Source organism: Pseudomonas silesiensis (assembly GCF_001661075.1).
GTDB lineage: Bacteria > Pseudomonadota > Gammaproteobacteria > Pseudomonadales > Pseudomonadaceae > Aquipseudomonas > Aquipseudomonas silesiensis.
The window spans coordinates 5,687,164-5,712,671 of record NZ_CP014870.1 but is presented as its reverse complement, the minus strand read 5'-3'; the positions used below and the strand labels follow the sequence as shown (position 1 = coordinate 5,712,671).

20 protein-coding genes are annotated in these 25,508 nt (G+C 58.5%); 10 read left to right on the top strand and 10 right to left on the bottom strand.

The genetic code is table 11. The features are described 5' to 3' along the window. The first annotated feature begins 53 nt into the window (after positions 1–53). The 3 genes from PMA3_RS25345 to PMA3_RS25335 are packed head-to-tail and all read left to right on the top strand — an operon-like array spanning position 54 to position 3,788. Entirely contained in the window at positions 54–1,439 is a 1,386-nt protein-coding gene (locus PMA3_RS25345) for a DUF6002 family protein (RefSeq protein ID WP_064679760.1), read from the top strand. Then, on the top strand, positions 1,436–2,488 hold the full coding sequence (locus PMA3_RS25340; protein ID WP_064679759.1) for a hypothetical protein: 1,053 nt from the start codon (positions 1,436–1,438) through the stop codon (positions 2,486–2,488). The genes PMA3_RS25345 and PMA3_RS25340 overlap by 4 nt, the downstream gene beginning before the upstream one ends. Beyond that, positions 2,481–3,788 carry an MFS transporter gene (locus PMA3_RS25335; RefSeq protein WP_082930421.1) on the top strand — a complete coding sequence of 436 codons (1,308 nt, stop codon included), beginning with the start codon at positions 2,481–2,483 and terminating at the stop codon, positions 3,786–3,788. Before PMA3_RS25340 ends, PMA3_RS25335 begins: the two co-directional genes overlap by 8 nt. A gap of 171 nt (positions 3,789–3,959) precedes the next feature. Here PMA3_RS25335 and PMA3_RS25330 read toward each other — a convergent pair whose 3' ends face one another. From PMA3_RS25330 to PMA3_RS25290, 9 genes are all read right to left on the bottom strand, one after another. Next, positions 3,960–4,940 (bottom strand): peptide ABC transporter ATP-binding protein, encoded by a 981-nt coding sequence (locus tag PMA3_RS25330; protein WP_064679758.1) that lies wholly within the window; start codon positions 4,938–4,940, stop codon positions 3,960–3,962. Then, positions 4,940–5,908, bottom strand: a complete 969-nt coding sequence (locus tag PMA3_RS25325; protein WP_064679757.1) for an ABC transporter ATP-binding protein — start codon at positions 5,906–5,908, stop codon at positions 4,940–4,942. Before PMA3_RS25325 ends, PMA3_RS25330 begins: the two co-directional genes overlap by 1 nt. Positions 5,909–5,918: 10 nt before the next feature. Next, on the bottom strand, positions 5,919–6,842 hold the full coding sequence (locus tag PMA3_RS25320; protein WP_064680801.1) for an ABC transporter permease subunit: 924 nt from the start codon (positions 6,840–6,842) through the stop codon (positions 5,919–5,921). Between the two features lie 13 nt (positions 6,843–6,855). Beyond that, the gene (locus PMA3_RS25315) at positions 6,856–7,866 is read right to left on the bottom strand and encodes an ABC transporter permease subunit (RefSeq protein ID WP_064679756.1); all 1,011 of its coding nucleotides are present in this window, start codon (positions 7,864–7,866) and stop codon (positions 6,856–6,858) included. A 74-nt stretch (positions 7,867–7,940) separates the two neighbouring features. Beyond that, positions 7,941–9,536, bottom strand: coding sequence for an ABC transporter substrate-binding protein (locus tag PMA3_RS25310; RefSeq protein WP_064679755.1), 1,596 nt, complete (start codon positions 9,534–9,536; stop codon positions 7,941–7,943). A gap of 78 nt (positions 9,537–9,614) precedes the next feature. Further along, positions 9,615–11,048, bottom strand: coding sequence for an OprD family porin (locus PMA3_RS25305; RefSeq protein WP_064679754.1), 1,434 nt, complete (start codon positions 11,046–11,048; stop codon positions 9,615–9,617). Positions 11,049–11,218: 170 nt separating this feature from the next. After that, positions 11,219–12,820 (bottom strand): ABC transporter substrate-binding protein, encoded by a 1,602-nt coding sequence (locus PMA3_RS25300; RefSeq protein WP_064679753.1) that lies wholly within the window; start codon positions 12,818–12,820, stop codon positions 11,219–11,221. Positions 12,821–13,125: 305 nt separating this feature from the next. After that, a complete protein-coding gene (locus tag PMA3_RS25295) occupies positions 13,126–14,751 on the bottom strand; it encodes an ABC transporter substrate-binding protein (protein WP_064679752.1) in 1,626 nt (541 codons plus the stop codon). A 366-nt stretch (positions 14,752–15,117) separates the two neighbouring features. After that, complete coding sequence (locus PMA3_RS25290; protein ID WP_064679751.1) at positions 15,118–15,834, bottom strand: SIMPL domain-containing protein; 717 nt, start codon at positions 15,832–15,834, stop codon at positions 15,118–15,120. A gap of 343 nt (positions 15,835–16,177) precedes the next feature. Between PMA3_RS25290 and PMA3_RS25285 the strand changes: the two genes are divergently transcribed. From PMA3_RS25285 to PMA3_RS25270, 4 genes are all read left to right on the top strand, one after another. Then, positions 16,178–17,440, top strand: coding sequence for an ATP-binding protein (locus PMA3_RS25285; RefSeq protein ID WP_064679750.1), 1,263 nt, complete (start codon positions 16,178–16,180; stop codon positions 17,438–17,440). Then, on the top strand, positions 17,433–17,999 hold the full coding sequence (locus PMA3_RS25280) for a response regulator transcription factor (protein ID WP_045061485.1): 567 nt from the start codon (positions 17,433–17,435) through the stop codon (positions 17,997–17,999). The genes PMA3_RS25285 and PMA3_RS25280 overlap by 8 nt, the downstream gene beginning before the upstream one ends. Positions 18,000–18,096: 97 nt before the next feature. Beyond that, positions 18,097–19,824: an ABC transporter ATP-binding protein/permease gene (locus PMA3_RS25275; protein WP_064679749.1), complete on the top strand. Its 1,728-nt coding sequence runs from the start codon at positions 18,097–18,099 to the stop codon at positions 19,822–19,824. Between the two features lie 181 nt (positions 19,825–20,005). Continuing rightward, the gene (locus PMA3_RS25270) at positions 20,006–20,755 is read left to right on the top strand and encodes a FadR/GntR family transcriptional regulator (protein WP_064679748.1); all 750 of its coding nucleotides are present in this window, start codon (positions 20,006–20,008) and stop codon (positions 20,753–20,755) included. A 15-nt stretch (positions 20,756–20,770) separates the two neighbouring features. Here PMA3_RS25270 and PMA3_RS25265 read toward each other — a convergent pair whose 3' ends face one another. Next, positions 20,771–21,130 (bottom strand): hypothetical protein, encoded by a 360-nt coding sequence (locus tag PMA3_RS25265; RefSeq protein ID WP_064679747.1) that lies wholly within the window; start codon positions 21,128–21,130, stop codon positions 20,771–20,773. A 411-nt stretch (positions 21,131–21,541) separates the two neighbouring features. Between PMA3_RS25265 and kdgD the strand changes: the two genes are divergently transcribed. From kdgD to PMA3_RS25250, 3 genes are all read left to right on the top strand, one after another. Continuing rightward, a complete protein-coding gene (kdgD, locus tag PMA3_RS25260) occupies positions 21,542–22,453 on the top strand; it encodes a 5-dehydro-4-deoxyglucarate dehydratase (RefSeq protein WP_064679746.1) in 912 nt (303 codons plus the stop codon). A 74-nt stretch (positions 22,454–22,527) separates the two neighbouring features. Further along, positions 22,528–23,973: an aldehyde dehydrogenase family protein gene (locus PMA3_RS25255; RefSeq protein WP_064679745.1), complete on the top strand. Its 1,446-nt coding sequence runs from the start codon at positions 22,528–22,530 to the stop codon at positions 23,971–23,973. Positions 23,974–24,129: 156 nt separating this feature from the next. Further along, complete coding sequence (locus PMA3_RS25250) at positions 24,130–25,497, top strand: MFS transporter (RefSeq protein ID WP_064679744.1); 1,368 nt, start codon at positions 24,130–24,132, stop codon at positions 25,495–25,497. Positions 25,498–25,508: the final 11 nt, after the last annotated feature.

The following is a 25,508-nucleotide window of genomic DNA, read 5'->3' as shown; positions in this document are numbered from 1 at the left end:
CTTTCAGAGGACATCGCACTCAGCACCTATTCAGCAGTGGGAGCAAAAGACAAATGGACGTGATTAAAACCGGTTCAGCCGCGCAGGCGACACAGCGAGCTCAAACTCCCACTTCCGTAATCGAGCGCTACTACGATCTGATCGTCAGTAGTGTCGCCGATTTTGAATTTGACCACTGCAGCGATGCATTTGAACCAGCCATGAAGCTACCTCCGCTGGATGCTCGCATGCAGTCCTTTCTTTCTGTTGCTACTGCGCAATTTTTTGAGATGGGCAATTACCGCGGGGTACCGTTACGATTATTCGATTTGAGGCAAAATGCGAATACTCAAACGACAAAGACCTTGGCTTCGACACTGATCGTTGCACGTGCCATTCGCCATATTCAGGAGACCGGGGACAGCATTCTGTTGTTTTCTCCTTCGTCCGGTAACAAAGCCATTGCACTCCGTGACGCGGTTCTACGTGCGTTGAAAGCAAAATTGGTTCATCCGGAGCAATTGCGCATTGTCACGCTGACGCCTGCGCAGACGATCGGTAAAGTTCGTAGAACCGAACTTTACGATGATGTTCGGTTGCGTGCATTGAACCCTGTGTTCGTTTTAGATACAGCCTCGCCGGAAGCAGTGAAGGTTGTTGGGCAGCAGTTCAAGTCGCTTTTCAGCCATAATCCAATGGGTGAGTTGAAGTTATGGCATTCCCTTCGGCTTGAAAATTACCGATTCTCTGATCAAACTCGGGCGTTTTTCGACTTCGAGTATGGTGATGCTTGGGACACTGATCGCAAGACCGTTCATGTGCATGCAGTGTCGAGTGCATATGGTCTTTTAGGATATTGCTCTGGCGTAGAAGTACTGAAACAACACAAGAAACAGGTTTCCACGCCTTCATTTCTCTTGGTTCAGCATCTGGCAACCAGTGACATGGTACTGCATTTACTTGATGGAAATTTCGAGGGTGCTTCTACGCCAAGTTACACAAAGGCATCCAATGGTTTATGGGTTCAGCTGGAGTCACCGCATTTTCCTGCCGCGACCTGGAGCCCCGACGAAATTCTTGAACCTACTTTTTATACGCACCTTCCGCCTACCGCCGTAGAAATGAGCGGATTGGTCAAAGCCAATGGGGGCTCGGGAATAGTCGTTTCGCTCTATGAGTGCATGCAGCGCTACAGTGAATGTGCCCAGTTGCTGGCTGATACACCCGTCAGATTGCCCGCAGACCCCAGGGATCTGAAAGAATGGTCATTGGTGATGGCCATGACAGGTTGCTTGAATGCGATTGACCGACAGTTACTGGTGGGAATGGACGGTTGCACCATTCATGCATCGGGTTCCTATTGCCGAGGGGACTATGAAGTCATCCCTACTGATGGACTGACATTCGTTAGCAATGCTGAAGAGATGATGGAGATACTTCGCAGTCACTGCGAACCATGAGCGCTGATCTTCTAATGAATCCGGAGTCACTTTGCCATTTTCGCATCTACAAGGGAAGCTCCAAAGCTGGGATACCGACGCGTCTTGTCTACGTCGGAATGGCAGAAGGACTTCTCTACATTGCACCTTTTGTGGATCAATGTTTTTTTGAACATTCATTCGTAGAGCAAGAAGGTACGTTGGAATGGAAGCAGCTTGAGGTTTTTATTAGCCAAAATCGAGCCGGTATAATTTTATTAATGACTTCGTTGGATGTGATTCGGCAATGCCAGAGGCCAGGCGATATTATTGGGCTCAGCAGAATTCACCAGAAAGTTGATGTTTCCAAAAACTGGAGGGCTGTGTTGGGGCAGTTCTCTAATCGAGAGAGCAAGCGCCATGCTCAATTGGTCGAAAAAGGCTTTTGTTTCGATGTGTCACTGGATGATGAGCATTTCTTCTCCTTTTACCGTTCCATGCATGTCCCGACCATGAACGCTCGTTATGGGACATTGGCAAGAAGTGTGCAAGAGCAAGCGGCTTATTCGCAATTGTTCAAGCGTGGAATGCTGTTCCGCGTCCATTTGAATGATGAATGGGTGGCTGGGAGTATTTCGCAGATGGATACGTCAACACGCACCCTGAATGCACGATTGATTGGGGTGGACGGTGGTGCCGCCATTCATCGAGCAAATGGAGCGCAGAACTTTGTCTATCACGCAATTCTGAAATGGGCGTCCAGTCAATCGTTCATTGATTGTGTCGACTTCCAAGGGTGTGAGCCGTTTTTGAGTAAAGGTACTTTCCAATACAAAAAACGCTTTGGGGCACGGGCTGTTATTCCAGGTAACGCTTTTGGCCAATGGCGATTATTGATTCGAGCGCCGACGCTTTGTCCTTCAACCAGACAATTCTTGGTAAACAATCCTCTGATAGGTCTGGATGCTGAAGGACGGCTACAAGCGCAGTATTTTTTCGATGCAAATCACGAGATCCGTTCGGACATTCCTTTCGCTTCAAAAGGTATTCATAGCCAGGTGAGTCACAACCTGGATGAATGGGATGACTAGTCGGCTCATTCATTTTATTCGGCTAAACGGCTATTTCTGTCCAATGGCCTGGATGCTTGCTGCGCTGATCTTCATCAGTCGGCTGAGCGCCATGGTCAAACTGTTCATGGCGTTGTACCTGCGTCAGGAGTTGGGGCTTGCGATTGAAACCGTTGGCTGGCTGTTATCTGGTTACGGGGCCGGCTTGCTGATTGGATCGATGGGTGGTGGCCTGCTGAGCGACCATTTTTCAACGGCGCGGCTCACCGCTTTGTTGTTTTTTGGCTCGGCATGGGTATTGGTTCTGTTGGGGCTGGTCACCGAGGTGCCTTTACTGGCTGGATTGCTGCTGATCAGCGGTGCACTCGATGGGGCGATTCGTACGCTGCACCAGCGTTTGATCATGGAGTATTGCCAGGTTGCGCAGCGCGTTCGTGCGCAGTCGTTGAGTCGTGTCGCGAGCAACTTGGGTATGGCGGTAGCAGGGGCCGTAGGTGGAGTCCTGGCGCAGACTGATTTTCGTTGGGTGTTTTTCGTCAGCGCAGGCATGACGCTGTTGGCCCTGGTCTGGTTTATTCAGGCAACTTTTCATCGTGATGTTTTAATACGGGATGAAGCCCTTAATACGCCCTCGGGCCCATCTGTCACTACCAGGGACAAGCCTTTTCTCTGGTTATTGGCAGCTTCGGTGGTACTCGGCCTTGCCTTTGAACCGGTCTACAGCATGCTGGGCAACTATCTGCTCGATTACTATCGGTTGGATAATGAAGCCATCGGGTGGCAATTTGCACTCAATGCAGTGTTGGTAGTGCTACTGCAAATTCCGCTATCTCATTGGAGTGAGCAGTGGGGCGCGCGTCGGCAACTGATGGCAGGCAGCGTGTTGCTGGCTTGCGGACTTGGAATGTTGCCCTTGGGTTCCGGGATATTTTATGTCTGCCTGTCGACTACGGTTTGGACGCTGGGCGAAATTCTTTTCATGCCCACCCTGAACGTGTTGGTTATGCAGCGTGCGCAAGCAGGAAAAAGTGGCCACTACTTCGGTCTTTTTTCCATGTTCTGGAGTGCGAGTGTGCTGCTATCGCCTACGCTCGGAGGCCAGTTGTATGGTCATTTCGGCGGGCATAGCGTCTGGTTCGCAAGCGCGGCCCTGGCGTTGTTCTCCATACCACTTGTTTATCAGGCGACTCGCTTGTTGGGAGTGGGGGAAGACGAACTACTACCGGGTGACGGCGATGACGATTCAACGACGAAACGGACTTCGACGGCGATAGCCAAATGCAAAACGCAAACAAAAGAAAACCCCTTCTCCCCCGACTGAAGCGCAGTCGAAGTAGAGGAGTTTCGTGAGCCGATCAATTACCCCTGTGGGAGCGAGACCGGCTTGCCGGCGAAAGCGGTGTGTCAGTTGATACTTTCATTGACTGATCCTCCTCCTTCCCCGGCAAGCCGGTCTCGCTCCCACAGTTTTTTGTGTCGGTTCCAGGTTTGCTTATGCCGCGCCGTCGAGGAATTGCTCGGCGTAGTGGCACGCTACCTGCCGGCTGTCCAGCAGGCGCAGGGCTGGCTCTTCAGTGCTGCAACGCTCGGTCGCGTAAGGGCAGCGCTTATGGAAAGCACAGCCTGACGGTGGGTTCAGCGGGTTGGGCAATTCGCCGACGATCTTGATTTTCGGCTTGTCCGGATCCGGGTGAATGGTCGGGGTCGCCGACAACAGCGCCTGGGTATAGGGGTGCAGAGGACGGGTGTAGATGTCTTCCTTGGGGCCCATTTCCACCGGGCGGCCGAGGTACATCACCATCACGTGATCGGCCACGTGCCGCACCACCGCCAGGTTGTGGGAGATGAACACGTAGGCGGTGTTGAACTCCTGCTGCAGGTCCATGAACAGGTTCAGCACTTGGGCCTGGATCGACACGTCCAGCGCCGAAGTCGGTTCGTCCGCCACCAGCACTTTCGGTTGCAGCATCATCGCCCGGGCCAGGGCGATCCGCTGGCGCTGACCGCCGGAGAACATGTGCGGATAACGTTGGTAGTGCTCAGGACGCAAGCCCACCTGCTTCATCATCGCCTGGACTTTTTCACGGCGCTCAGCCGCTGAAAGATTGGTATTGATCAGCAGCGGTTCGGCCAGCTGATCACCGACTTTCTGCCGCGGGTTCAACGAGGCGTACGGGCTCTGGAACACCATCTGCACGTCTTTGCGCAATTGCTTGCGCTGGGCCTTGTCGGCGCCGGCGACTTCCTGGCCGGCGATTTTCAAGGAACCGGAGGACGGCTCCTCGATCAGGGTCAGGGCACGGGCCAGGGTGGATTTGCCGCAACCCGATTCGCCGACGACGGCGAGGGTCTTGCCGGCTTCCAGTTCGAACGACACTCCGTTCAGGGCGCGCACGGTAGCGTGGCCCTTGAACAGTCCGCGGGACACTTCGTAGTGACGGGTCAGGTTGCGGGCGGTAAGTACGACGGCCATTACGCCACCTCCTGATTCAGCGGGTAGAAGCAGCGGGCGAGGCTGTGGCTTTTCGGGTCAAGGGCCGGACGTTGCGTGCGGCAGTTCTCCTGCACGTACGGGCAGCGCGGCGACAGCAGGCAGCCTTGCGGTCGGTCGTAACGACCGGGGACGATGCCCGGCAGTGTCGACAGGCGCGCGGCGCCCAGGCTGTGTTCCGGAATCGCCTTGAGCAGTGCTTCGCTGTACGGGTGTGCCGGGATGTCGAACAGTTGTGGCACCTGACCGACTTCCACCGCTTGCCCCGCGTACATCACGCACACGCGCTGGGCGGTTTCGGCCACGACCGCGAGGTCGTGGGTGATCAGCACCAGGCCCATGTTCTGCTCTTTCTGCAGGGCCAGCAGCAGGTCCATGATCTGCGCCTGAATGGTCACATCCAGCGCCGTGGTCGGTTCGTCGGCGATCAGCAGTTTCGGTTCGCCGGCAATCGCCATGGCGATCGCAACGCGCTGGCTCATGCCGCCGGACAGTTGATGCGGGTAGGCATTCATGCGGCTGGCGGCGCCGGGTATTTCAACTTTTTCCAGCAGTTCGATGGCGCGGGCGCGGGCTTGCTTGCCAGACATTTTCAGGTGCAGGCGCAGCACTTCTTCGATCTGGAAACCGACGGTGTAGCTCGGGTTCAGCGCGGTCATCGGGTCCTGGAACACCATGGCCAGGTCTTTGCCGACGATTTGCCGGCGCTGGCGGTTGCTCAGCTTGAGCATGTTCTTGCCGTCGAAATTCAGGGCGTCGGCGGTGACGATCCCTGGATGTTCGATCAGGCCCATCAGCGCCATCATGGTCACGGATTTACCGGAACCCGATTCGCCAACGATGGCCAGCACTTCGCCCTTGTCCACGGTGATATCGAGCCCGTCGACCACCGGAACGGCGTTCTTGTCGCCGAAGCGAACGTTGAGATTCTTGATTTCCAACAGTGACATGTGAATCTCCTCAGGCGGCGTTCTTGAGTTTCGGGTCCAGCGCATCGCGCAGGCCGTCGCCCATCAAGTTGATTGCCAGCACGCTGAGCAAAATGGTCAAGCCAGGCAGGCTGACGACCCACCAGGCGCGTTCGATGTAGTCGCGAGCCGAAGCCAGCATGGTGCCCCACTCAGGCGTTGGCGGTTGTACGCCAAGGCCGAGGAAGCCCAGTGCCGCGGCATCGAGAATTGCCGAGGAGAAGCTCAAGGTTGCCTGAACGATCAGCGGTGCCATGCAGTTGGGCAGCACGGTGACGAACATCAGGCGTGGCAGACCGGCACCGGCCAGGCGCGCGGCGGTCACGTAGTCGCGGTTCAATTCGCCCATCACCGCGGCGCGGGTCAGGCGAACATAGGACGGCAACGAAACCACGGCGATGGCGATAATGGTGTTGATCAGGCCAGGGCCGAGGATGGCGACAATCGCCACGGCCAGCAGCAGGGACGGCAGGGCCAGCATGATGTCCATCAGACGCATGATGGTCGGGCCCAGAATCCGCGGGAAGAACCCGGCGAACAGCCCCATCAGGATCCCGGGGATCAGCGACATCACCACCGACGACAAGCCGATCAGCAGGGACAGGCGCGAACCGTTGATCAGCCGCGACAGCAGGTCGCGACCCAGTTCATCGGTGCCGAGCAGGAACTGGATCTGCCCGCCTTCCAGCCAGGCTGGCGGGGTCAGCAGGAAGTCACGGTATTGCTCGCTCGGGTTATGCGGGGCAACCCACGGCGCGAAGATCGCGCAGAAAATGATCAGCAGCATGAACATCAGGCCGGCAACGGCGCCTTTGTTGCGGGAGAAGGCGTGCCAGAATTCTTTGTACGGCGACGGGTACAGCAGGCTTTGATCGACTGTTACCGCTTGATTTGAAGTTGAAGCTGGAGTGGTCATGGTCATGATGATCTCAGCGCTGATGACGGATGCGTGGGTTGGCAAAGCCGTAGAGGATGTCCACCACGAAGTTGACCAGAATCACCAGGCAGGCGATTAACAGGATGCCGTTCTGCACCACGGGATAATCCCGTGCGCCAATGGCTTCGATCAGCCATTTGCCGATGCCGGGCCAGGAGAAGATGGTTTCGGTCAGGACCGCACCTGCCAGCAATGTGCCGACTTGCAGGCCGACCACGGTCAGCACGGGGATCAGCGCGTTACGCAGGCCGTGGACGAACACCACGCGCGACGGCGACAGGCCTTTGGCGCGGGCGGTACGGATGTAGTCCTCACGCAGCACTTCGAGCATCGACGAGCGGGTCATCCGCGCAATCACCGCCAGCGGGATAGTGCCGAGCACGATGGCCGGCAGGATCAGGTGATGCAGGGCATCGAAGAACGCTCCGACGTCATCGGCCAGCAGCGTGTCGATCAACATGAAGCCGGTGCGCGGCTCGATGTCGTAGAGCAGGTCGATCCGCCCGGACACCGGGGTCCAGCCCAGGGACACCGAGAAGAACATGATCAGGATCAGGCCCCACCAGAAGATCGGCATCGAATATCCCGCCAGGGAGATGCCCATCACCCCGTGGTCGAACAGGGATCCTCGCTTGAGTGCCGCGATCACCCCGGCCAACAGGCCCAGGATGCCGGCGAACAGCAGGGCGGCCATGGACAGTTCCAGGGTCGCGGGGAACAGCGAGCTGAACTCGGTCCAGACGCTTTCCCGGGTGCGCAGGGATTCGCCGAGATCGCCCTGGGCCAGTTTGCCGATGTAATCCAGGTATTGGGCATACAGGGGTTTGTTCAGACCAAGGCGTTCCATTGCCTGAGCATGCATTTCGGGGTCGACCCGACGTTCACCCATCATCACTTCCACGGGGTCGCCCGGAATCATGCGAATCAACGCGAAAGTCAGCAAGGTGATGCCGAAGAACGTAGGGATCAACAACCCCAGTCGGCGGGCAATAAAACTAAACATCGTGTGGTGTACCTCATCAGCCGGTTAGGCGTGCCCGGCGTCCCTGGGGTCAGGGACACCGGGAATTTTCTTATCTACTTCACCTGAGTGGTGGCGAAGTTATTGGTGGTGAGCGGGCTGATCTGATAGCCCTCTACGTTGTTGCGCATTGCGGTGAACATACGGGTATGCGCGATGCTGATCCATGGCTGGTCCTGGTTGAAAATCGCCTGGGCTTGCTCATAGAGCGCCGCGCGTTCGTCGGGGTTCACTTTGGCCCGGGCTTCATCGAGCAGGGCCTGGAACTTCTGGTTGCACCAGCGTGCGTAGTTTTCGCCGTTTTTTGCGGCCTCGCAACTGAGCATAGGCGTCAGGAAGTTATCCGGGTCGCCGTTATCGCCCGCCCATCCGGCGGACACCATGTCGTGTTCGCCGTTTTTGGCGCGCTTGAGCATTTCGCCCCATTCCATGACGCGGATGTCGATCTTGATCCCCACCTTGGCGAGGTCGGCCTGCATCATTTGCGCGCCGAGCATCGGGTTCGGGTTGGTCGCGCCACCGCCATTGCGGGTGAACAGGGTAAACACGGTGCCCTCCGGAACGCCTGCTTCCTTCAACAGGGCGCGGGCCTTGTCCAGGTCGCGAGGCGGGTTGTTCAGGCTACGGTTGTAGCCCAGCAAGGTGTCAGGGTACGGATTGACCGCCACCGTCGCATTGCCTTTACCAAACAGCGCGTTGACTGCCGCTTCCTTGTCGAAAGCAATATCGATGGCTTTGCGCACCCGCACATCACTCAAATATTTGTGAGTGGTGTTGAGGGCGATGTACGCGACGGTCATCGCGTTCATCTCATCGACTTTCAGCTGGGCATCTTTCTTGATGCTCGGGATGTCATCCGGCTTCGGATACAGCGCGACCTGGCACTCGTTGGCCTTGAGTTTCTGCAGGCGCACGTTGTTGTCGGTGGCGATGGCGAAGATCAGTGCGTCTGCCGGTGGCTTGCCGCGAAAGTAGTCCGGGTTGGCCTTGAAGCGAACCTGGGCGTCCTTGTTGTAGCGCTGGAAAACGAACGGGCCGGTGCCGACCGGTTTGTTGTTCAGATCGCCGGTTTTGCCGGCCTTGAGCAGTTGGTCGGCGTACTCGGCGGAGTAGATCGAGGAGAAGGCCATGGCGATGTCGGCCAGGAACGGTGCTTCGCGACGGGTCAGGGTGAATTTCACTGTGCTGTCGTCGAGCTTCTCGACACTTTTGAGCAGTTCCTTGAAGCCCATGCTTTCAAAGTACGGGAAGCCTACGCTCGACTTGTCGTGCCACGGGTGTTTCGGGTCCAGCTGACGCTGGAAGCTCCAGACGACATCGTCGGCATTCATGTCACGGGTCGGCTTGAAGTAGTCGGTAGTGTGAAACTTGACGCCTTTGCGCAGGTGAAAAGTGTAGGTCAGACCGTCCTCGCTGATGTCCCAAGCGTCTGCCAGTGCCGGAATCACGTCAGTGGTGCCGGGCTTGAAGTCGGCCAGGCGATTGAAGATGGTTTCGGCCACTGCATCGGCGGTGACTGCAGTCGTGTACTGGACCATGTCGAAGCCTTCGGGGCTGGCTTCGGTGCAGACCACCAGGGGTTTGGCCGAGACGCCAACAGCGACACTCAGCAGCGCGGCAGCGATGGCTGCACGTAGGGGAAGCATTTTCATCAAGAACCCTCTGCAATCGGTTAAAAGACCGCATCCAGGTGGCCGACCCGTGACGAGTCAGCCGTCTGGCTGGCGTTTTTACAGAATGTTGAACGGGATGGTGGTCACGAGACGGAACTCGTTGATGCTGCCATCCGCCTGGTTTTCGCTGGCGCGGTGAGTGGTGTAGGTCGCGCGGATCGCAGTGGCTTTCAGCGGGCCGCTCTGCACCGCGTACGCTGCGCCGATTCCGTATTCCTGGTGATGTTCGCCATCCTGGGCCTGGATGCCGTCGTAGCCTTTACCGGCCACGCCTTCGTTACCCTTGTAGTGAGTACCGTCGATCCCCCAGCCCCGGGCGCTGTAGATGTTGAACTTCAGGCCGGGCACGCCGTATTCGGCCATGTTCAGACCATAGGCCACCTGGAAGGATTTCTCGTTCGGGCCGTTGAAGTCCGACAGCAGGGAGTTGGCCAGGTAGATGCCGTTGGTTTCGTGCAGGTAGTCGAAGTACTCGTCCCCGTTAATTTCCTGGTACGAGAAGGTCAGGCTGTGGGCCTGGTGGGTCAGTCCGAAGGACAGGGAGTAGGTGTCGTTGTCGATATTGCCGATCAGCGCTTTGCCTTCTTCCTGGGTCTTGTAGTAGTTCAGGCCGGTGGTCAGGCTCAGGATCGAGCTGTCGCCCAATACGTGGGAGGCGCCGAAGTAGTACTGGTTCCAGATGTCTTCGGCCTGGGTGGCCCAGAGGCTGGTGGTCAGGCTGGCAAATGGCGTGTAAGTGATGCCCGCGGTGTGGACGTGATCAGTTTCAACGATGCCGTTGGCGTATTCGGTGCGGAACTTGCGCTGGCTCTGTTCCGTACGCGGAGAGTTGCGATCGAAGGTGCCGACGTCGAAGGACAGGTTCTCCAGCTCTTCGCTGTGCAGGCTCACACCCTCGAAGCTCGAAGGCAGCGCACGGTTACCGATCACATCGACCATCGGGCTGCTGAAGTTCTGGCGACCGGCCGTCAGGGTGGTGTTGGAGACACGGGCCTTGACGTTGGCCAGGCCGAGCTTGCTCCACTGGCCGACGGCGTCGCCGCCTTCTTCGGTCAGGGTACGGTTGTTGCCCGCGCCTGGACGCGTGCCCGGTGCGCCGCCGTTGTTGGACGCCAGGTCCTTGCGATCACGATCCAGGGCAATGGCGTTGTACGCCGCCACTTCGGTGCTGATGCCCACGGGGCCTTCGGTGAAACCGGAGTTGTACTTGATGATGGTGCCTTGCACCCAGTTGATCCGACGATCCGTGTCGGTCGAGATGCCATTTTTCTTGTAAGCGAACTGGCCGCCCCGTTTCAGTTGCTCGTTCGCATACCAGTTACGCGTGGTGCCGCTGATCGACTGGCCTTCGACGAAGCCGGTGGCTGCGCTCTGGGCACTTTTCTCTTTCACGGTAACCGGGGTGAACGCCTGGCTTTGGGACTCTGCGTAGGCCGTGGCGGTGACGCTGCTGATGGCCAGGGCCAATAACGCGGTGCTGCTCAGTTTCATGGGTGAAGCTCCTTCGTTTCTTTTTTTTATGCCGGTCTTTTTTTGGTGATCCGGCTATTGGTTACAACACTTTCAAGGCATGGCAAACGTTTGCTGCTGGTCGATTCGGCGAATTGCGGCAATACGCTTGCGTGGGGGCGCAAGCGCCCCCAGCGGTTCTGGCTAATCGGTTATTTTTCCAGGCTGACACCCGAGAACACGTTGCGGCCGAAAGGACTCACCTTGAATCCTTCGACCTTGGCGCTTAACGGCTGGTTGACCGTCGAGTGGGCGACAGGCGTGATCGGCACTTGCTGCTTGAGCAATTGCTGAGCCTGTTTGTAGAGCACGGTGCGCTGGTCACGGTCGGTGACGACCTTGGCCTGCTTGATCAGCTTGTCGTAAGCCGGATCACACCACATGGAGTAGTTGTTGCCGCCAATGGCGTCGCAGCTGTAAAGCGTGCCGAGCCAGTTGTCCGGGTCGCCGTTGTCCCCGGTCCAGCCGATCAGGCTGACGTCGTGTTCGCCATTCTTGGTGCGCTTGATGTACTCGCCCCATTCGTAGCTGACGATCTTGACCTTGAGCCCGATCTTCGCCCAGTCGGCCTGAAGCATCTCGGCCATCAATTTGGCGTTGGGGTTGTAGGGGCGCTGGACCGGCATGGCCCAGAGGGTGATTTCGGTGCCTTCCTTCACGCCGGCGGCCTTGAGCAGTTCCCTGGCTTTTTCCGGGTTGTAGGCGACGTCCTTGATGGTCTCATCGTAGGACCATTGGGTCGGCGGCATGGCGTTGACCGCCAGTTGCCCGGCGCCCTGGTAGACGGCGTTGAGAATGCCTTGCTTGTTCACCGCCATGTCCAGTGCCTGGCGCACTTCGAGCTGGTCGAACGGCTTGTGACGCACGTTGTAGGCGATGTAGCCGAGGTTGAAACCGGGCTTCTCGATCAGCTTGAGCCTGGCATCGTTCTTCAGCGCGGTTACATCGGCAGGGCGCGGATGCAGGGTGATCTGGCACTCGTTGGCCTTGAGCTTCTGCACCCGCACCGAAGCGTCGGTGTTGATGGCGAAGATCAGGTTGTCGAGTTTGACCCGGCTCGGGTCCCAGTACTGCTTGTTGCCGGTGTAGCGGATATTGGAATCTTTCTGGTAGCTCTTGAACACGAACGGGCCAGTGCCGACCGGCTTCTGGTTGATGTCGCTCGGCTTGCCGGTCGCCAGCAACTGGTCGGCGTATTCGGCCGACAGAATGGCGGCAAAGCTCATGGCGATGTTCTGGATGAACGCGGCGTCCACGCTGTTAAGCGTCATGACCACGGTCAGCGGCCCGGTTTTTTCGACCTTGGCGATGTTCTTGTTCAGGCTCATCCCGTTGAAGTACGGAAATTCGGTCGGGTAAGCCTTACGGAAGGGTTGCTGCGGATCGAGCATGCGATTGAACGTGAACAGCACATCGTCGGCATTGAAGTCACGGGTCGGCTTGAAGTACGCAGTGGTGTGAAATTTCACTCCTTCGCGTAGGTGGAAAGTGTACTGGAGGCCATCCTCGGAAATATCCCAACGGGTTGCCAGGCCCGGGACTACGTTGGTGGCGCCTTTTTCGAACTCTGCCAGTCGGTTGTACAGCGGCTCGGCAGCGTCGTTATCGGTCGCGGTGGTGTACTGCGCGGTATCGAAGCCAGCGGGGCTGCCTTCGGAACAGAACACCAGGCTGTTGTTGGCGGCCTGGCTGATGGAAGTGGCGGCCAACAGGCCGGTGCCCAGCAATGCGGAAAAAACCAAGGAATGGCGCATGACGCTCGCTCTTGTTTAGTGTTTTTGACAATGAGACTTTCCCGTCCTTCAGGACGTGTAGGCCTCACTGGTCTCAAGCCATGACGTGCAGCAATAACCGAGAGCCCACGGACTAACTGGTCAGATCCCGACGGTATGAACCTTAGGTCCGGCAGTAAATGCGAAAAATCCGAAAGACTTGTGGGAAAAGGCGACACGTCTGAAACCGCTGCTGTAGTACGCAGCGGATCAGGATGTAGGCAAATTCCTACTTTCTCGGTAGATAGCGCAACGGCGACGTCAAAAAACGTCGCCGTTGCACCACCTTATTTGCTGACGCTGACGCCGTAGAAGGAGTTCAAGCCGAATGGGCTGATCTTGAAATCCTGCACGTTGGCGCGCATGGGCTGGAACACCGTCGAGTGAGCGATAGGTGTCATTGGAACGGCATCTTTAAGGACGTGTTGCGCCTGCTTGTACAGTTCGGTGCGCTTGGCCTGGTCAGGTGTCTTCTTGGCCTCCTTGACCAGCTTGTCAAAGTCCTTGTCGCACCATTTGGAGAAGTTGTTGCCGCTCAGCGAGTCGCAACCGAACAGTACGTTGAGCCAGTTGTCCGGGTCACCGTTGTCGCCACTCCAGCCGATGATCATCGCCTGGTTCTCGCCACCCTTGGAGCGCTTGATGTACTCGCCCCATTCGTAGCTGACGATGTTGACGTTCAGACCGATTTTCTTCCAGTCCGACTGCAGCATTTCAGCCATCAGCTTGGCGTTCGGGTTGTACGGACGCTGAACCGGCATGGCCCACAGCGTGATCTGGGTCCCTTCCTTGATGCCGGCTTCCTTGAGCAGCTCCTTGGCTTTCTCAGGGTCGTACTTGGCATCCTTGATGGTGGTGTCATAGGACCATTGGGTGGGCGGCATGGCGTTGACGGCCAGCTGGCCGGCGCCCTGATACACCGAATCGATGATCTGCGCCTTGTTCACCGACATGTCCAGCGCCTGGCGGACCCGCAGGTCGGCCAACGGGTTGTTGTCGGTGCGGCCCTTGAGCACGGGCATCACGTTGTAGGCGATGTAGCCCAGGTTGAACCCGGCCTGTTCAGGCAGCTTCAGGGTCTTGTCTTCACGCAGTGCCTTGAGGTCGGCAGGGCGAGGGAAGAGGGTGATCTGGCATTCGTTTTTCTTCAGCTTCTGAATACGCACCGACGGGTCGGTGGTGATGGCGAAGATCAGGTTGTCGATCTTGACGTCTTCAGGCTTCCAGTAGTCCTTGTTCCCGGTGTAGCGGATGTTGGAGTCTTTCTGGTAGCTCTTGAACACGAACGGGCCAGTGCCGATCGGCTTCTGGTTGATGTCGCCGGGCTTGCCTTCCTTGAGCAGCTGGGCCGCGTACTCGGCGGACTGGATGGAGGCGAAGCTCATGGCCAGGTTCTGGATAAAGGCTGCGTCAACGCTGTTGAGGACGAACTTGACAGTGCGATCGTCAACCTTCTCGACCTTGGCGATGTTGGTGTCCATGGCCATGTCGGTGAAGTACGGGAATTCGGTCGGGTACGCTTTGCGGAACGGGTCATCCTTGTTAATCATGCGATTAAAGGTGAACAGCACGTCGTCGGCGTTGAACTCACGAGTCGGTTTGAAGTACGGGGTGGTGTGGAACTTGACGCCTTCACGCAGGTGGAAGGTATAGGTCAGCACGTCCGGGGAAATGTCCCAGCTGGTCGCCAAGCCAGGAATAACGGCGGTGCCGCCGCGCTCGAATTGAGTCAGGCGGTTGAACATGGTTTCTGCAGAGGCGTCGAAGTCGGTTCCGGTGGTGTACTGACCGGGATCAAAACCGGCCGGGCTCCCTTCGGAGCAAAACACCAGGTTAGTCGCCGCTTGGGCGAAAGGTGCGCTGGCTAACAAGCTCGCGCCGACTAAAAACGGAATGACCGCGTGTTTAAGCATGGTGGCCTCATGATTTGTTGTCATTTTTGGAATTAGAGGACGACCTCGTGAGTCGTGCCTGCGGATACTTATGCAGGGGCCATACCCAATGCAAGATCCGGATAAGCAACAAGCCTTAAACAGTGGCACGAACGTACCTTAATGTCGCATATGTGTAATTACCCGCGCATTTGATCGTTTGCGCAGGGTTTTTTCGGTGCAACAAGCGCACCTGTACCGGGCGAGCGCAGTGTCTGGTGCACCCGGTTGGCGCGCGGTGTTACTTATTTATACCCAACTCATAGTGTAGGCACTCATCGGGTTTTGGCCTGGCAAAAAAAACGGCGATCACGTTGATGATCGCCGTCATTTGTACGGTTTATCCAATCAAGGCATCAGTACTTCAATCGCGCCATCCGCCGTCATGCTGACCTGGCTGGTACCCGCTTCAACTTCCGGTGTCACCGGCGCGCTGTCCATGCTCGCGGCTTTCATCATCATCGGCCCACGCATGTACGGCTGCGGGTAACCGTTGCTGTTGAGGTTCAGGTTGACGATTTTGTAACCCTTGCCGCCCAGCGCGTCGGTGGCCAATTGGGCGCGGGCCTTGAAGGCGGTGACCGCGTCTTTGAGCAGCGCGTCTTCGCTGGCCTTGCGGGTTGGCGTGGCGATAGCGAAGTCCATGCCGCCCATTTTCAGGTCGGTGAGCAGTTCGCCGGTCAATTTCGACAGGGCGGCGAAGTCCGAGCTTTCCAGGCGCAGTTCGGCGCGTTCACGCCAGCCGGTGATTTTCTGGCCCTTGGTGTCGTAGATCGGGTAACTGTTGCGGCTGCCCTGGCGCAGGGTGATGTCCTTGACCTGCTTGGCCTGGGCCAGCGCCTTGTTCATGGTGGTGCTGACGTCGGCGGCGAGTTTGGCCGGGTCGCTGTTCTGTTCTTCGGTGTAGAGGGTCACGATCATCAGGTCGCGGGCCACTTCCTGACTGACTTCGGCGCGCAGGGCGATCTGGTTGTAATGCAGCTCGTCGGCGGCCAGGGCCGGGAGGCTGGCAACGGCGCTCACGCTAAGGGCAAGAAGGGCGGCGCTGCGGCGAAATGTGTGCATGAAAACTCCTTGGGCGATGCGCAGGGGTTAGGTCCGAGCCTGCGTGAAACCATCAGACTCTAGCTTTAATGATCTGGTTCGCACAGTTACAACTTCTATACAGATCGTTCGCAGGTGGCCGCTTCGCGACCAATCGCGGGCAAGCCTCGCTCCTACAGGTCAGTGTCGATTCCACAAGATTTAACCGACGCGATCCGGTAGGAGCGAGGCTTGCCCGCGAAGGCATTTTTGTAGACGCAGTAAACCCCTGATCCCTGTGGCCGTTTGCCGCACTTTCGCCTGCCAGCCCCCGTGCTTGGTTATACTCCCTGCGATCCGCCTGGAGCGCTCATCAGGAGAGCTCATGCTCGCCCCCGTTCAAATCACTTCCGCGACTCGCCAGAATCTCTGGCGGCTGACATTCATCCGCACTTTGGTGCTGGCTGCCCAGGCCGGTTCCGTGGGCCTGGCTTACTGGCTCGATCTGCTGCCGCTGCCCTGGTTTCAACTGGCCGCGACGCTTGGCTGTTCGATGCTGCTGTGTGCGTTCACGGCGATTCGCCTGCGCACCACGTGGCCGGTCACCGAGCTTGAGTACGCCGTGCAACTGGCGTGCGACCTGTTTATCCACAGTGCCTTGCTGTATTTCTCCGGCGGCTCGACCAACCCCTTCGTCTCCTATTACCTGGTGCCGCTGACCATCGCCGCAGTGACCTTGCCGTGGCGGTATTCGGTGATTCTGTCCGGTATTGCGTTGACGATGTACACCCTGTTGCTGGCGCGCTTCTACCCGCTGCAGACCTTCCCGATCGCTCGGGAAAACCTGCAGGTGTACGGGATGTGGCTGAGTTTCGCCCTGGCCGCGGCGGTCATTACCTTTTTTGCCGCGCGCATGGCCGAGGAGCTGCGCCGTCAGGAAGAGCTGCGTGCCATTCGTCGCGAAGAGGGCCTGCGCGATCAGCAGCTGCTGGCCGTCGCGACCCAGGCGGCCGGCGCCGCCCATGAACTGGGCACGCCCTTGGCGACCATGAGCGTATTGCTCAAGGAAATGCGCCAGGACCATCACGACCCGATGTTGCAGGACGATCTGAGTGTGCTGCAGGATCAGGTCAAGCTCTGCAAGGAAACCTTGCAGCAGCTGGTCCGGGCGGCGGAGGCCAATCGCCGGTTGGCGGTGGAGATGCAGGACGTCACCGATTGGCTCGACGAAGCGCTGAACCGCTGGCACCTGATGCGTCCGGAAGCCAGTTATCGCTTCCAGCGCCTCGGCCAAGGCACCGTGCCACGGATGGCGCCGCCGCCGGACCTGACCCAGGCACTGTTGAATTTGCTCAACAACGCCGCCGATGCTTGCCCCGAAGGGCTGCAAGTGACCCTGGACTGGGATGCCGAAGACTTGACCATCAGCATCCGCGACCACGGTGCCGGTGTGCCGCTGGCCATCGCCGAGCAGATCGGCAAGCCGTTTTTTACCACCAAGGGCAAAGGTTTCGGCCTGGGCCTGTTTTTGAGCAAGGCCAGCGTGACACGCGCCGGCGGCTCAGTGAAACTCTACAGTCATGAGGAAGGCGGCACGCTCACCGAGCTGCGCCTGCCCCGTGTCGCCCGAGGAGACGAACATGAGTGACGATATCCAGGTCGAAGGCGAAGGCGAAGAACTGCCACATTTGCTGCTGGTCGACGACGACGCAACCTTTACCCGGGTCATGGCCCGCGCCATGGCCCGCCGCGGCTTTCGCGTCAGCACCGCCGGTTCCGCCGAAGAAGGCCTGACAATCGCCCAGGCCGATTTGCCGGACTACGCCGCGCTGGACCTGAAGATGGACGGCGATTCCGGCCTGGTCCTGTTGCCCAAGCTGCTGGAGCTGGACCCGGAAATGCGCGTGGTGATCCTCACCGGTTACTCGAGCATTGCCACCGCCGTCGAAGCGATCAAGCGCGGCGCCTGCAATTACCTGTGCAAACCGGCGGACGCCGATGACGTGCTGGCCGCTTTGCTTTCCGAGCATGCCGACCTCGACACCCTGGTGCCGGAAAACCCGATGTCCGTGGACCGTTTGCAATGGGAACACATCCAGCGCGTGTTGACCGAACACGAAGGCAACATCTCCGCCACGGCCCGTGCCTTGGGCATGCACCGTCGCACCCTGCAGCGCAAACTGCAGAAGCGCCCGGTCCGTCGCTGAACCGGTGCTGAACAATTGTTGTCCCAGCGCGTTACAACACGAACTGATCATCTATGATCGGTTCGTGTGTCGTTCTTTTCTCCAATGAGCCTTTTCCATGAATCAGAACGCTGAATATTCCGCGGTCAATGATGCTGTGCGCGGGCAGTTTTTTCGCAAAGTCTGGGCGATGACCACGCCTTACTGGCGCAGCGAAGAGAAGGGCAAGGCCTGGACGTTGCTGATCGCGGTGATCGTATTGTCGCTGGTCAGCGTGGGAATTTCGGTGTGGTTCAACACCTGGTACAAGGATTTTTACAATGCCCTGCAGCAAAAGGATGAGGCTGCGTTCTGGCGGTTGATCCTGTATTTCTGCGGGATTGCGGCGGTAGCGATTGTCGGCGCGGTATACCGGCTGTACTTGACCCAGATGCTGACCATCCGTTGGCGGGCATGGCTTACCGAAAAGCATTTCGCCCGCTGGTTAGGCAACAAGAATTATTACCAGCTTGAGCAAGGCGGTTACACCGATAACCCGGATCAGCGGATCTCCGAAGACCTCAACAACTTCACCTCAAACACCCTGGAACTGGGCATTGGACTGCTGCGCAATATTGTCAGCCTGGTGTCGTTCTCGATCATCCTGTGGGGTGTGTCGGGCAGTATTGATGTCTACGGTTTTACCATTCCCGGATATATGTTCTGGTGTGTGCTGGTCTATGCGGTGATCGGCAGCTGGCTGACGCATTTGATCGGTCGTCGCCTGATCGGCTTGAACAACCAGCAACAACGCTTCGAAGCTGACCTGCGTTTCTCCATGGTGCGGATTCGCGAGAATGCCGAAAGCATCGCTCTTTATAACGGTGAGCCGAATGAAAACCGTCGCTTGAGCAGTCGTTTTGGCCTGGTCTGGCACAACTTCTGGGACATCATGAAGGTGTCCAAGCGCCTGACGTTCTTTACCGCCGGTTATAACCAGGCAGCCATTATCTTTCCGTTCATTGTCGCCGCGCCGCGTTACTTCGCGGGCAAGATCGAACTGGGTGAGCTGATGCAGATCAGTTCGGCATTCGGCAACGTGCAAGAGAGTTTCAGCTGGTTTATCAGTGCATATCAGAGCCTCGCCTCCTGGCGCGCCACCTGTGATCGTCTGCTGAGTTTCCGCCAGGCGATGACCGATAACGAAGAGCGCGCGCCGATGATCGATGTGCAAAATTCGGGCTCGGAGTTGAAGGTGCACAACCTGGGCCTCGACCTGGCTGACGGTCGTCACTTGCTGACCAACGCCGACATGACCGTGGAGGAGGGCGAGCGCGTCATGCTCAGCGGTCGTTCCGGCAGCGGCAAATCGACCTTGCTGCGGGCCATGGGGCATTTGTGGCCGGCGGGTCATGGCAGTATCCGTCTGCCGGCGGCGCGGTATCTGTTCCTGCCTCAGAAACCCTATCTGCCGATCGGCACCCTGCGCGAGGCGCTGAGTTATCCACAGGCTGGGGATACCTATCCGCACGAGCGCTATGTTCACGTGCTGGAAACTTGCCGCTTGCCGCACCTCGTTGCTCGCCTGGACGAAGCCAATCATTGGCAGCGCATGCTGTCGCCGGGTGAACAGCAACGTCTGGCTTTCGCCCGCGCGCTGCTCTATGCACCGCAATGGCTGTACATGGACGAAGCCACCTCGGCGATGGATGAGGAGGACGAGGCGTCGCTGTATCAAGCGTTGATCGACGAAATACCAGGCTTGAGCATCGTCAGCGTCGGGCATCGCAGCAGCCTGAAGCGTTTCCATCCACGGCACATCCGTATCGAGAATGGGCATCTGGTGGACCAGGCTGTAACCGCATAAACACCACGGCCCCCTGTAGGAGCGAGGCTTGCCCGCGAAAGCCGTTACACGGTTCCATTGAGAAACCGTGTCATCGTTCTTCGCGGGCAAGCCTCGCTCCTACAGGGGGTGGTAGGTGATCGTACAACCGCGTTGAGCTATGATGCGGATTCAGCCGAATTTTTCGAGAATGACGTTCACCATGGAAAACCCGATCGACACGCCACGCCTCCCTCGCAAGCGCCGCAGCCTCGCACAGGAATTGGTGACGGTGCTGTCCGAGCAGATTCGCGACGGTCAACTCAAGCGCGGCGACAAATTGCCCACCGAATCGGCGATCATGGATGCCCATGGCGTCAGCCGTACGGTGGTGCGCGAGGCGATTTCGCGGTTGCAGGCGGCCGGGCAGGTGGAAACCCGTCATGGCATCGGCACCTTCGTGCTCGACACCCCGAGCCCGAGTGGTTTTCGCATCGATCCGGCGACCGTGGTCACCCTGCGTGACGTGCTGGCGATTCTCGAACTGCGCATCAGCCTCGAAGTGGAGTCCGCCGGCCTTGCCGCCCAACGCCGCAGCCCCGAGCAGTTGGCGTTGATGCGAGCGGCGCTGGACGCGTTGAATGAAAGTGTCTCCCACGCCAGTGATGCCGTGGCGTCGGACTTCCAGTTCCACCTGCAAATCGCCCTGGCGACCGGCAACCGCTACTTCACCGACATCATGACCCACCTGGGCACCAGCATCATCCCGCGTACGCGACTCAATTCGGCGCGCCTGGCCCATGATGACCAGCAGCATTACATGAATCGCCTGAGTCGCGAGCACGAAGAGATCTACGACGCGATTGCCCGCCAGGATTCCGATGCGGCACGGGCGGCCATGCGCTTGCACCTGACCAACAGCCGCGAGCGGCTGCGCCATGCCCATGAAGAGGCTGAGGCGCAGCGGGTTTGAAGCTGGCCGTGTGAGCTAGGGCTCAATGCGAAGCCGCAGAGGTTCCGAACTGGTCACGTCACTCGACTCGTTGCGGCTTTGATAGCGCACCGTTACGGTCATGTTCACGTATTCCTCAAGCGCTTCCTTGGGCACCTCCACACTAAAATCCTGCGCTCTTTCCACCTCTTCGGTTTCATCATTCCATCGTCCAATCTGGACGTAGGCGCCAGGCCAGTCCGGTTTTTCATCATTCTCCCCAAGAATGGCGCGGACATCGTGCTCCGGGCGTATGTCGGCCGAATCCGGGATGCTGATGTGCAGTGAGCCCTCCAGGTCCGACAGCGCTACCACCTGGGTAGCGGATCCTTTAAGACTGGGTGCTGGATGCGTCATGGTGAACCTCCTTCTGGCGTCGAGCCTGGCCACAGGTTGAGGGCGTGGGAGCCTGTTATCGCCTATGTACGTTTCATCGGTAACTGTTAGAAATAACAGTCACGACGAGCGGCGGCGGGTCTCTGTTTGCTCGTGCTTTTCGAAGAAAGGCTTACGACAACGTATGACTTCATAAATCACTGTGGCCGCTTGATCGATCCTTGATCGATTAGCCGTTTCCTCGAAAAGCAGCCGAAATCCTTTGTCCACGGCGTTTTCAGTGAAGCGTAGTGGGTCTCTCTCTTACAGAATCACCCGGCGCGATGAAATGCAGTTGACGATTCTATTTTAAGTTGTACGATGACCTACAACCAGCCGAAAGCTGAATGTTTTCTCAACAACATAAACGTCGCTACCCAGGGTGTTCGAAGAATGAATCCACAAGAACTGAAGTCCATCCTCTCTTCCGGTCTGCTGTCTTTCCCGGTTACCGATTTCAATGCCCAGGGCGATTTCCATCGCGCTGGCTACATCAAGCGTCTCGAATGGCTGGCCCCATACGGCGCCTCGGCGCTGTTCGCCGCGGGTGGCACCGGTGAGTTCTTCTCTCTGGCGGCCAGCGAATATTCGGAAATCATCAAGACCGCCGTCGACACCTGCGAAACCAGCGTGCCGATCCTGGCCGGTGTTGGCGGTTCGACCCGTCAAGCCATCGAATACGCGCAGGAAGCCGAGCGTCTGGGCGCCAAGGGCCTGTTGCTGCTGCCGCATTACCTGACCGAAGCCAGCCAGGACGGCGTGGCTGCTCACGTTGAAGCCGTGTGCAAATCGGTGAAAATCGGCGTGGTGGTTTACAACCGTAACGTCTGCCGCCTGACCGCGCCGCTGCTGGAACGTCTGGCCGAGCGCTGCCCGAACCTGATCGGCTACAAGGATGGCCTGGGCGATATCGAGTTGATGGTGTCGATCCGTCGCCGCCTCGGCGACCGCTTCAGCTACCTGGGTGGCCTGCCGACCGCCGAAGTCTACGCCGCGGCCTACAAGGCATTGGGCGTACCGGTTTACTCGTCCGCGGTGTTCAACTTCATCCCGAAAACCGCGATGGATTTCTACCACGCCATTGCCCGCGAAGATCACGCTACCGTCGGCAAGATCATCGACGACTTCTTCCTGCCGTACCTGGACATCCGCAACCGCAAGGCCGGTTACGCGGTGAGCATCGTCAAGGCCGGGGCAAAAATTGCCGGCTATGACGCAGGTCCTGTGCGTGCACCGCTGACCGATCTGCTGCCAGAAGAGTACGAAGCTCTGGCCGCGCTGATCGACAAGCAGGGCGCGCAGTAAAAAACCGATTGAGAAAGGCCGCTGAGCAATCAGCGGCCTTTTGCGTAAAGACTCTTATGTTTAGGAGAAAGGTTGTGGCTGATACGAAGCGTTTCGATAACTACATCAACGGTGAATGGGTAGCGGGCAGCGATTACTCCGCCAACATCAACCCGTCCGAGCTCACCGACACCATCGGTGAATACGCCAAGGCCGATCTGGCTCAGGTCCACGCCGCCATCGATGCTGCGCGCGCCGCGTTCCCGGCCTGGTCGACCTCAGGCATTCAGGCTCGCCACGATTCACTGGACAAAGTCGGCACCGAAATCCTCGCCCGTCGCGAAGAGCTTGGCACTCTGCTGGCCCGGGAAGAGGGCAAGACCCTGCCCGAAGCCATCGGCGAAGTGACCCGCGCCGGCAACATCTTCAAATTCTTCGCCGGCGAATGCCTGCGTCTGTCCGGCGACTACCTGCCCTCGGTGCGTCCGGGCGTGAATGTTGAAGTGACTCGCGAAGCGCTGGGCGTGGTCGGTCTGATCACCCCGTGGAACTTCCCGATCGCAATCCCGGCGTGGAAAATCGCCCCGGCTCTGGCCTACGGCAACTGCGTGGTACTGAAACCGGCGGATCTGGTACCGGGCTGCGCCTGGGCCCTGGCTGAAATCATTTCCCGCGCGGGCTTCCCGGCCGGCGTGTTCAACCTGGTGATGGGCAGTGGTCGAGTGATTGGCGATGCGCTGGTGCAGAGCCCGAAAGTCGACGGCATCAGCTTCACCGGCTCCGTGGGTGTCGGGCGTCAGATCGCCGTCAACTGCGTCTCGCGCCAGGCCAAGGTGCAGCTGGAAATGGGCGGCAAGAATCCGCAGATCATTCTCGACGACGCCGACCTCAAGCAAGCGGTCGAACTGTCGGTGCAGAGCGCGTTCTACTCCACCGGCCAGCGTTGCACCGCCTCGAGCCGCTTCATCGTCACTGCCGGGATTCACGACAAGTTCGTCGAGGCGATGGCCGAGCGCATGAAGTCGATCAAGGTCGGCCACGCGCTGAAAACCGGCACCGATATCGGTCCGGTCGTCTCGCAAGCCCAGCTTGAACAGGACATGAAGTACATCGATATCGGCCAGTCCGAAGGTGCGCGCCTGGTCAGCGGCGGTGGTCTGGTGACCTGCGACACCGAAGGCTACTTCCTCGCGCCAACCCTGTTTGCCGACAGCGAAGCCGCGATGCGCATCAGCCGCGAAGAGATCTTCGGCCCGGTGGCCAACATCGTGCGCGTGGCCGATTACGACGCTGCGCTGGCCATGGCCAACGACACCGAATTCGGTCTGTCGGCGGGCATCGCCACCACATCGCTGAAGCATGCCAACCACTTCAAGCGCCATTCCCAGGCCGGGATGGTGATGGTCAACCTGCCGACGGCGGGCGTGGATTACCACGTTCCATTCGGCGGGCGTAAAGGTTCATCCTATGGCTCTCGCGAGCAAGGTCGCTACGCGCAAGAGTTCTACACCGTGGTGAAAACCAGCTACATCGGCTCCTGATACACGCAATACCTGTGGGAGCGAGCTTGCTCGCGATGGTCTCGAGGTCGCGGCGTTCTGCCTGATGCCCCGCGTCATCGTTGGCCTCCATCGCGAGCAAGCTCGCTCCTACATAGCTATTACCCGCATAAAAATAATCAGTGGGAGTACATCTACATGCAAGCGACCAAGCCAACCCACGTCCGCTATTTGATTTTGCTCATGCTTTTCCTGGTGACCACCATCAACTACGCCGACCGGGCCACTATCGCCATCGCGGGCTCCAGCCTGCAAAAAGACCTCGGCATCGACGCGGTCACCCTCGGCTATATCTTCTCCGCATTCGGTTGGGCCTACGTGGCCGGGCAAATTCCCGGTGGCTGGCTGCTGGACCGTTTCGGTTCGAAAAAAATCTACGCGCTGAGCATTTTCACCTGGTCGCTGTTCACCGTGCTGCAGGGCTATGTCGGTGAATTCGGCATGTCCACCGCGGTGGTTGCGCTGTTCATGCTGCGCTTCCTGGTGGGCCTGGCCGAAGCGCCATCCTTCCCCGGTAACGCACGCATCGTGGCGGCCTGGTTCCCGACGGCAGAGCGCGGTACGGCCTCGGCGATCTTCAACTCGGCGCAGTACTTTGCCACCGTGTTGTTTGCCCCGCTGATGGGCTGGATCGTCTACAGCTACGGCTGGCAGCACGTGTTCATCGTCATGGGTGTGATCGGTATCATCTTCTCCGGGATCTGGCTGAAGGTGATCTACAGCCCGCGCCAACACCCGAGGATCAATGAAGCCGAGTTCAAGCACATCGCCGACAACGGCGGCATGGTCGACATGGACCAGGACAAAGGCAAAGGCAAAAAGGCCGACGGTCCGAAGTGGGACTACATTCGCCAGCTGCTGACCAACCGCATGATGCTCGGCGTGTATCTGGGTCAATATTGCATCAACGGCATCACCTACTTCTTCCTGACCTGGTTCCCGGTGTATCTGGTGCAGGAACGCGGCATGACCATCCTCAAGGCTGGTTTCATCGCCTCGTTGCCGGCGATCTGCGGCTTTATCGGTGGTGTGCTCGGCGGGGTAATCTCCGACTACCTGCTGCGCAAGGGCCACTCGCTGACCTTCGCCCGCAAGGCGCCGATCATTGCCGGCTTGCTGGTTTCCAGCAGCATCGTGGCCTGCAACTACGTGGACGTGGAATGGATGGTCGTCGGCTTCATGGCCCTGGCGTTCTTCGGCAAAGGCGTGGGTGCGTTGGGCTGGGCCGTGGTGTCCGACACCTCGCCGAAGCAGATCGCCGGTCTGAGCGGTGGCCTGTTCAACACCTTCGGCAACATCGCGTCGATCACCACCCCGATCGTGATCGGTTACATCATCAGCTCCACCGGTTCGTTCAAATGGGCGCTGGTGTTCGTCGGTTGCAACGCACTGGTCGCGGTGTTCAGCTATCTGGTGATCGTTGGCCCGATCAAACGTGTGGTGCTCAAGGAACCGCCAGTCAGCGGTCCTGAAACCAATAGCAAATTGTCTCAAGCGCATTCCTGAGGAGCGGCGTC

Excerpts from the sequence above, each read along its gene's own strand:
- PMA3_RS25345 (WP_064679760.1), top strand. The coding sequence starts at position 54 with ATGGACGTGATTAAAACCGGTTCAGCCGCGCAGGCGACACAGCGAGCT.
- PMA3_RS25340 (WP_064679759.1), top strand. The coding sequence starts at position 1,436 with ATGAGCGCTGATCTTCTAATGAATCCGGAGTCACTTTGCCATTTTCGC.
- PMA3_RS25335 (WP_082930421.1), top strand. The coding sequence starts at position 2,481 with ATGACTAGTCGGCTCATTCATTTTATTCGGCTAAACGGCTATTTCTGT.
- PMA3_RS25330 (WP_064679758.1), bottom strand. The coding sequence starts at position 4,940 with ATGGCCGTCGTACTTACCGCCCGCAACCTGACCCGTCACTACGAAGTG.
- PMA3_RS25325 (WP_064679757.1), bottom strand. The coding sequence starts at position 5,908 with ATGTCACTGTTGGAAATCAAGAATCTCAACGTTCGCTTCGGCGACAAG.
- PMA3_RS25320 (WP_064680801.1), bottom strand. The coding sequence starts at position 6,842 with ATGACCACTCCAGCTTCAACTTCAAATCAAGCGGTAACAGTCGATCAA.
- PMA3_RS25315 (WP_064679756.1), bottom strand. The coding sequence starts at position 7,866 with ATGTTTAGTTTTATTGCCCGCCGACTGGGGTTGTTGATCCCTACGTTC.
- PMA3_RS25310 (WP_064679755.1), bottom strand. The coding sequence starts at position 9,536 with ATGAAAATGCTTCCCCTACGTGCAGCCATCGCTGCCGCGCTGCTGAGT.
- PMA3_RS25305 (WP_064679754.1), bottom strand. The coding sequence starts at position 11,048 with ATGAAACTGAGCAGCACCGCGTTATTGGCCCTGGCCATCAGCAGCGTC.
- PMA3_RS25300 (WP_064679753.1), bottom strand. The coding sequence starts at position 12,820 with ATGCGCCATTCCTTGGTTTTTTCCGCATTGCTGGGCACCGGCCTGTTG.
- PMA3_RS25295 (WP_064679752.1), bottom strand. The coding sequence starts at position 14,751 with ATGCTTAAACACGCGGTCATTCCGTTTTTAGTCGGCGCGAGCTTGTTA.
- PMA3_RS25290 (WP_064679751.1), bottom strand. The coding sequence starts at position 15,834 with ATGCACACATTTCGCCGCAGCGCCGCCCTTCTTGCCCTTAGCGTGAGC.
- PMA3_RS25285 (WP_064679750.1), top strand. The coding sequence starts at position 16,178 with ATGCTCGCCCCCGTTCAAATCACTTCCGCGACTCGCCAGAATCTCTGG.
- PMA3_RS25280 (WP_045061485.1), top strand. The coding sequence starts at position 17,433 with ATGAGTGACGATATCCAGGTCGAAGGCGAAGGCGAAGAACTGCCACAT.
- PMA3_RS25275 (WP_064679749.1), top strand. The coding sequence starts at position 18,097 with ATGAATCAGAACGCTGAATATTCCGCGGTCAATGATGCTGTGCGCGGG.
- PMA3_RS25270 (WP_064679748.1), top strand. The coding sequence starts at position 20,006 with ATGGAAAACCCGATCGACACGCCACGCCTCCCTCGCAAGCGCCGCAGC.
- PMA3_RS25265 (WP_064679747.1), bottom strand. The coding sequence starts at position 21,130 with ATGACGCATCCAGCACCCAGTCTTAAAGGATCCGCTACCCAGGTGGTA.
- kdgD (WP_064679746.1), top strand. The coding sequence starts at position 21,542 with ATGAATCCACAAGAACTGAAGTCCATCCTCTCTTCCGGTCTGCTGTCT.
- PMA3_RS25250 (WP_064679744.1), top strand. The coding sequence starts at position 24,130 with ATGCAAGCGACCAAGCCAACCCACGTCCGCTATTTGATTTTGCTCATG.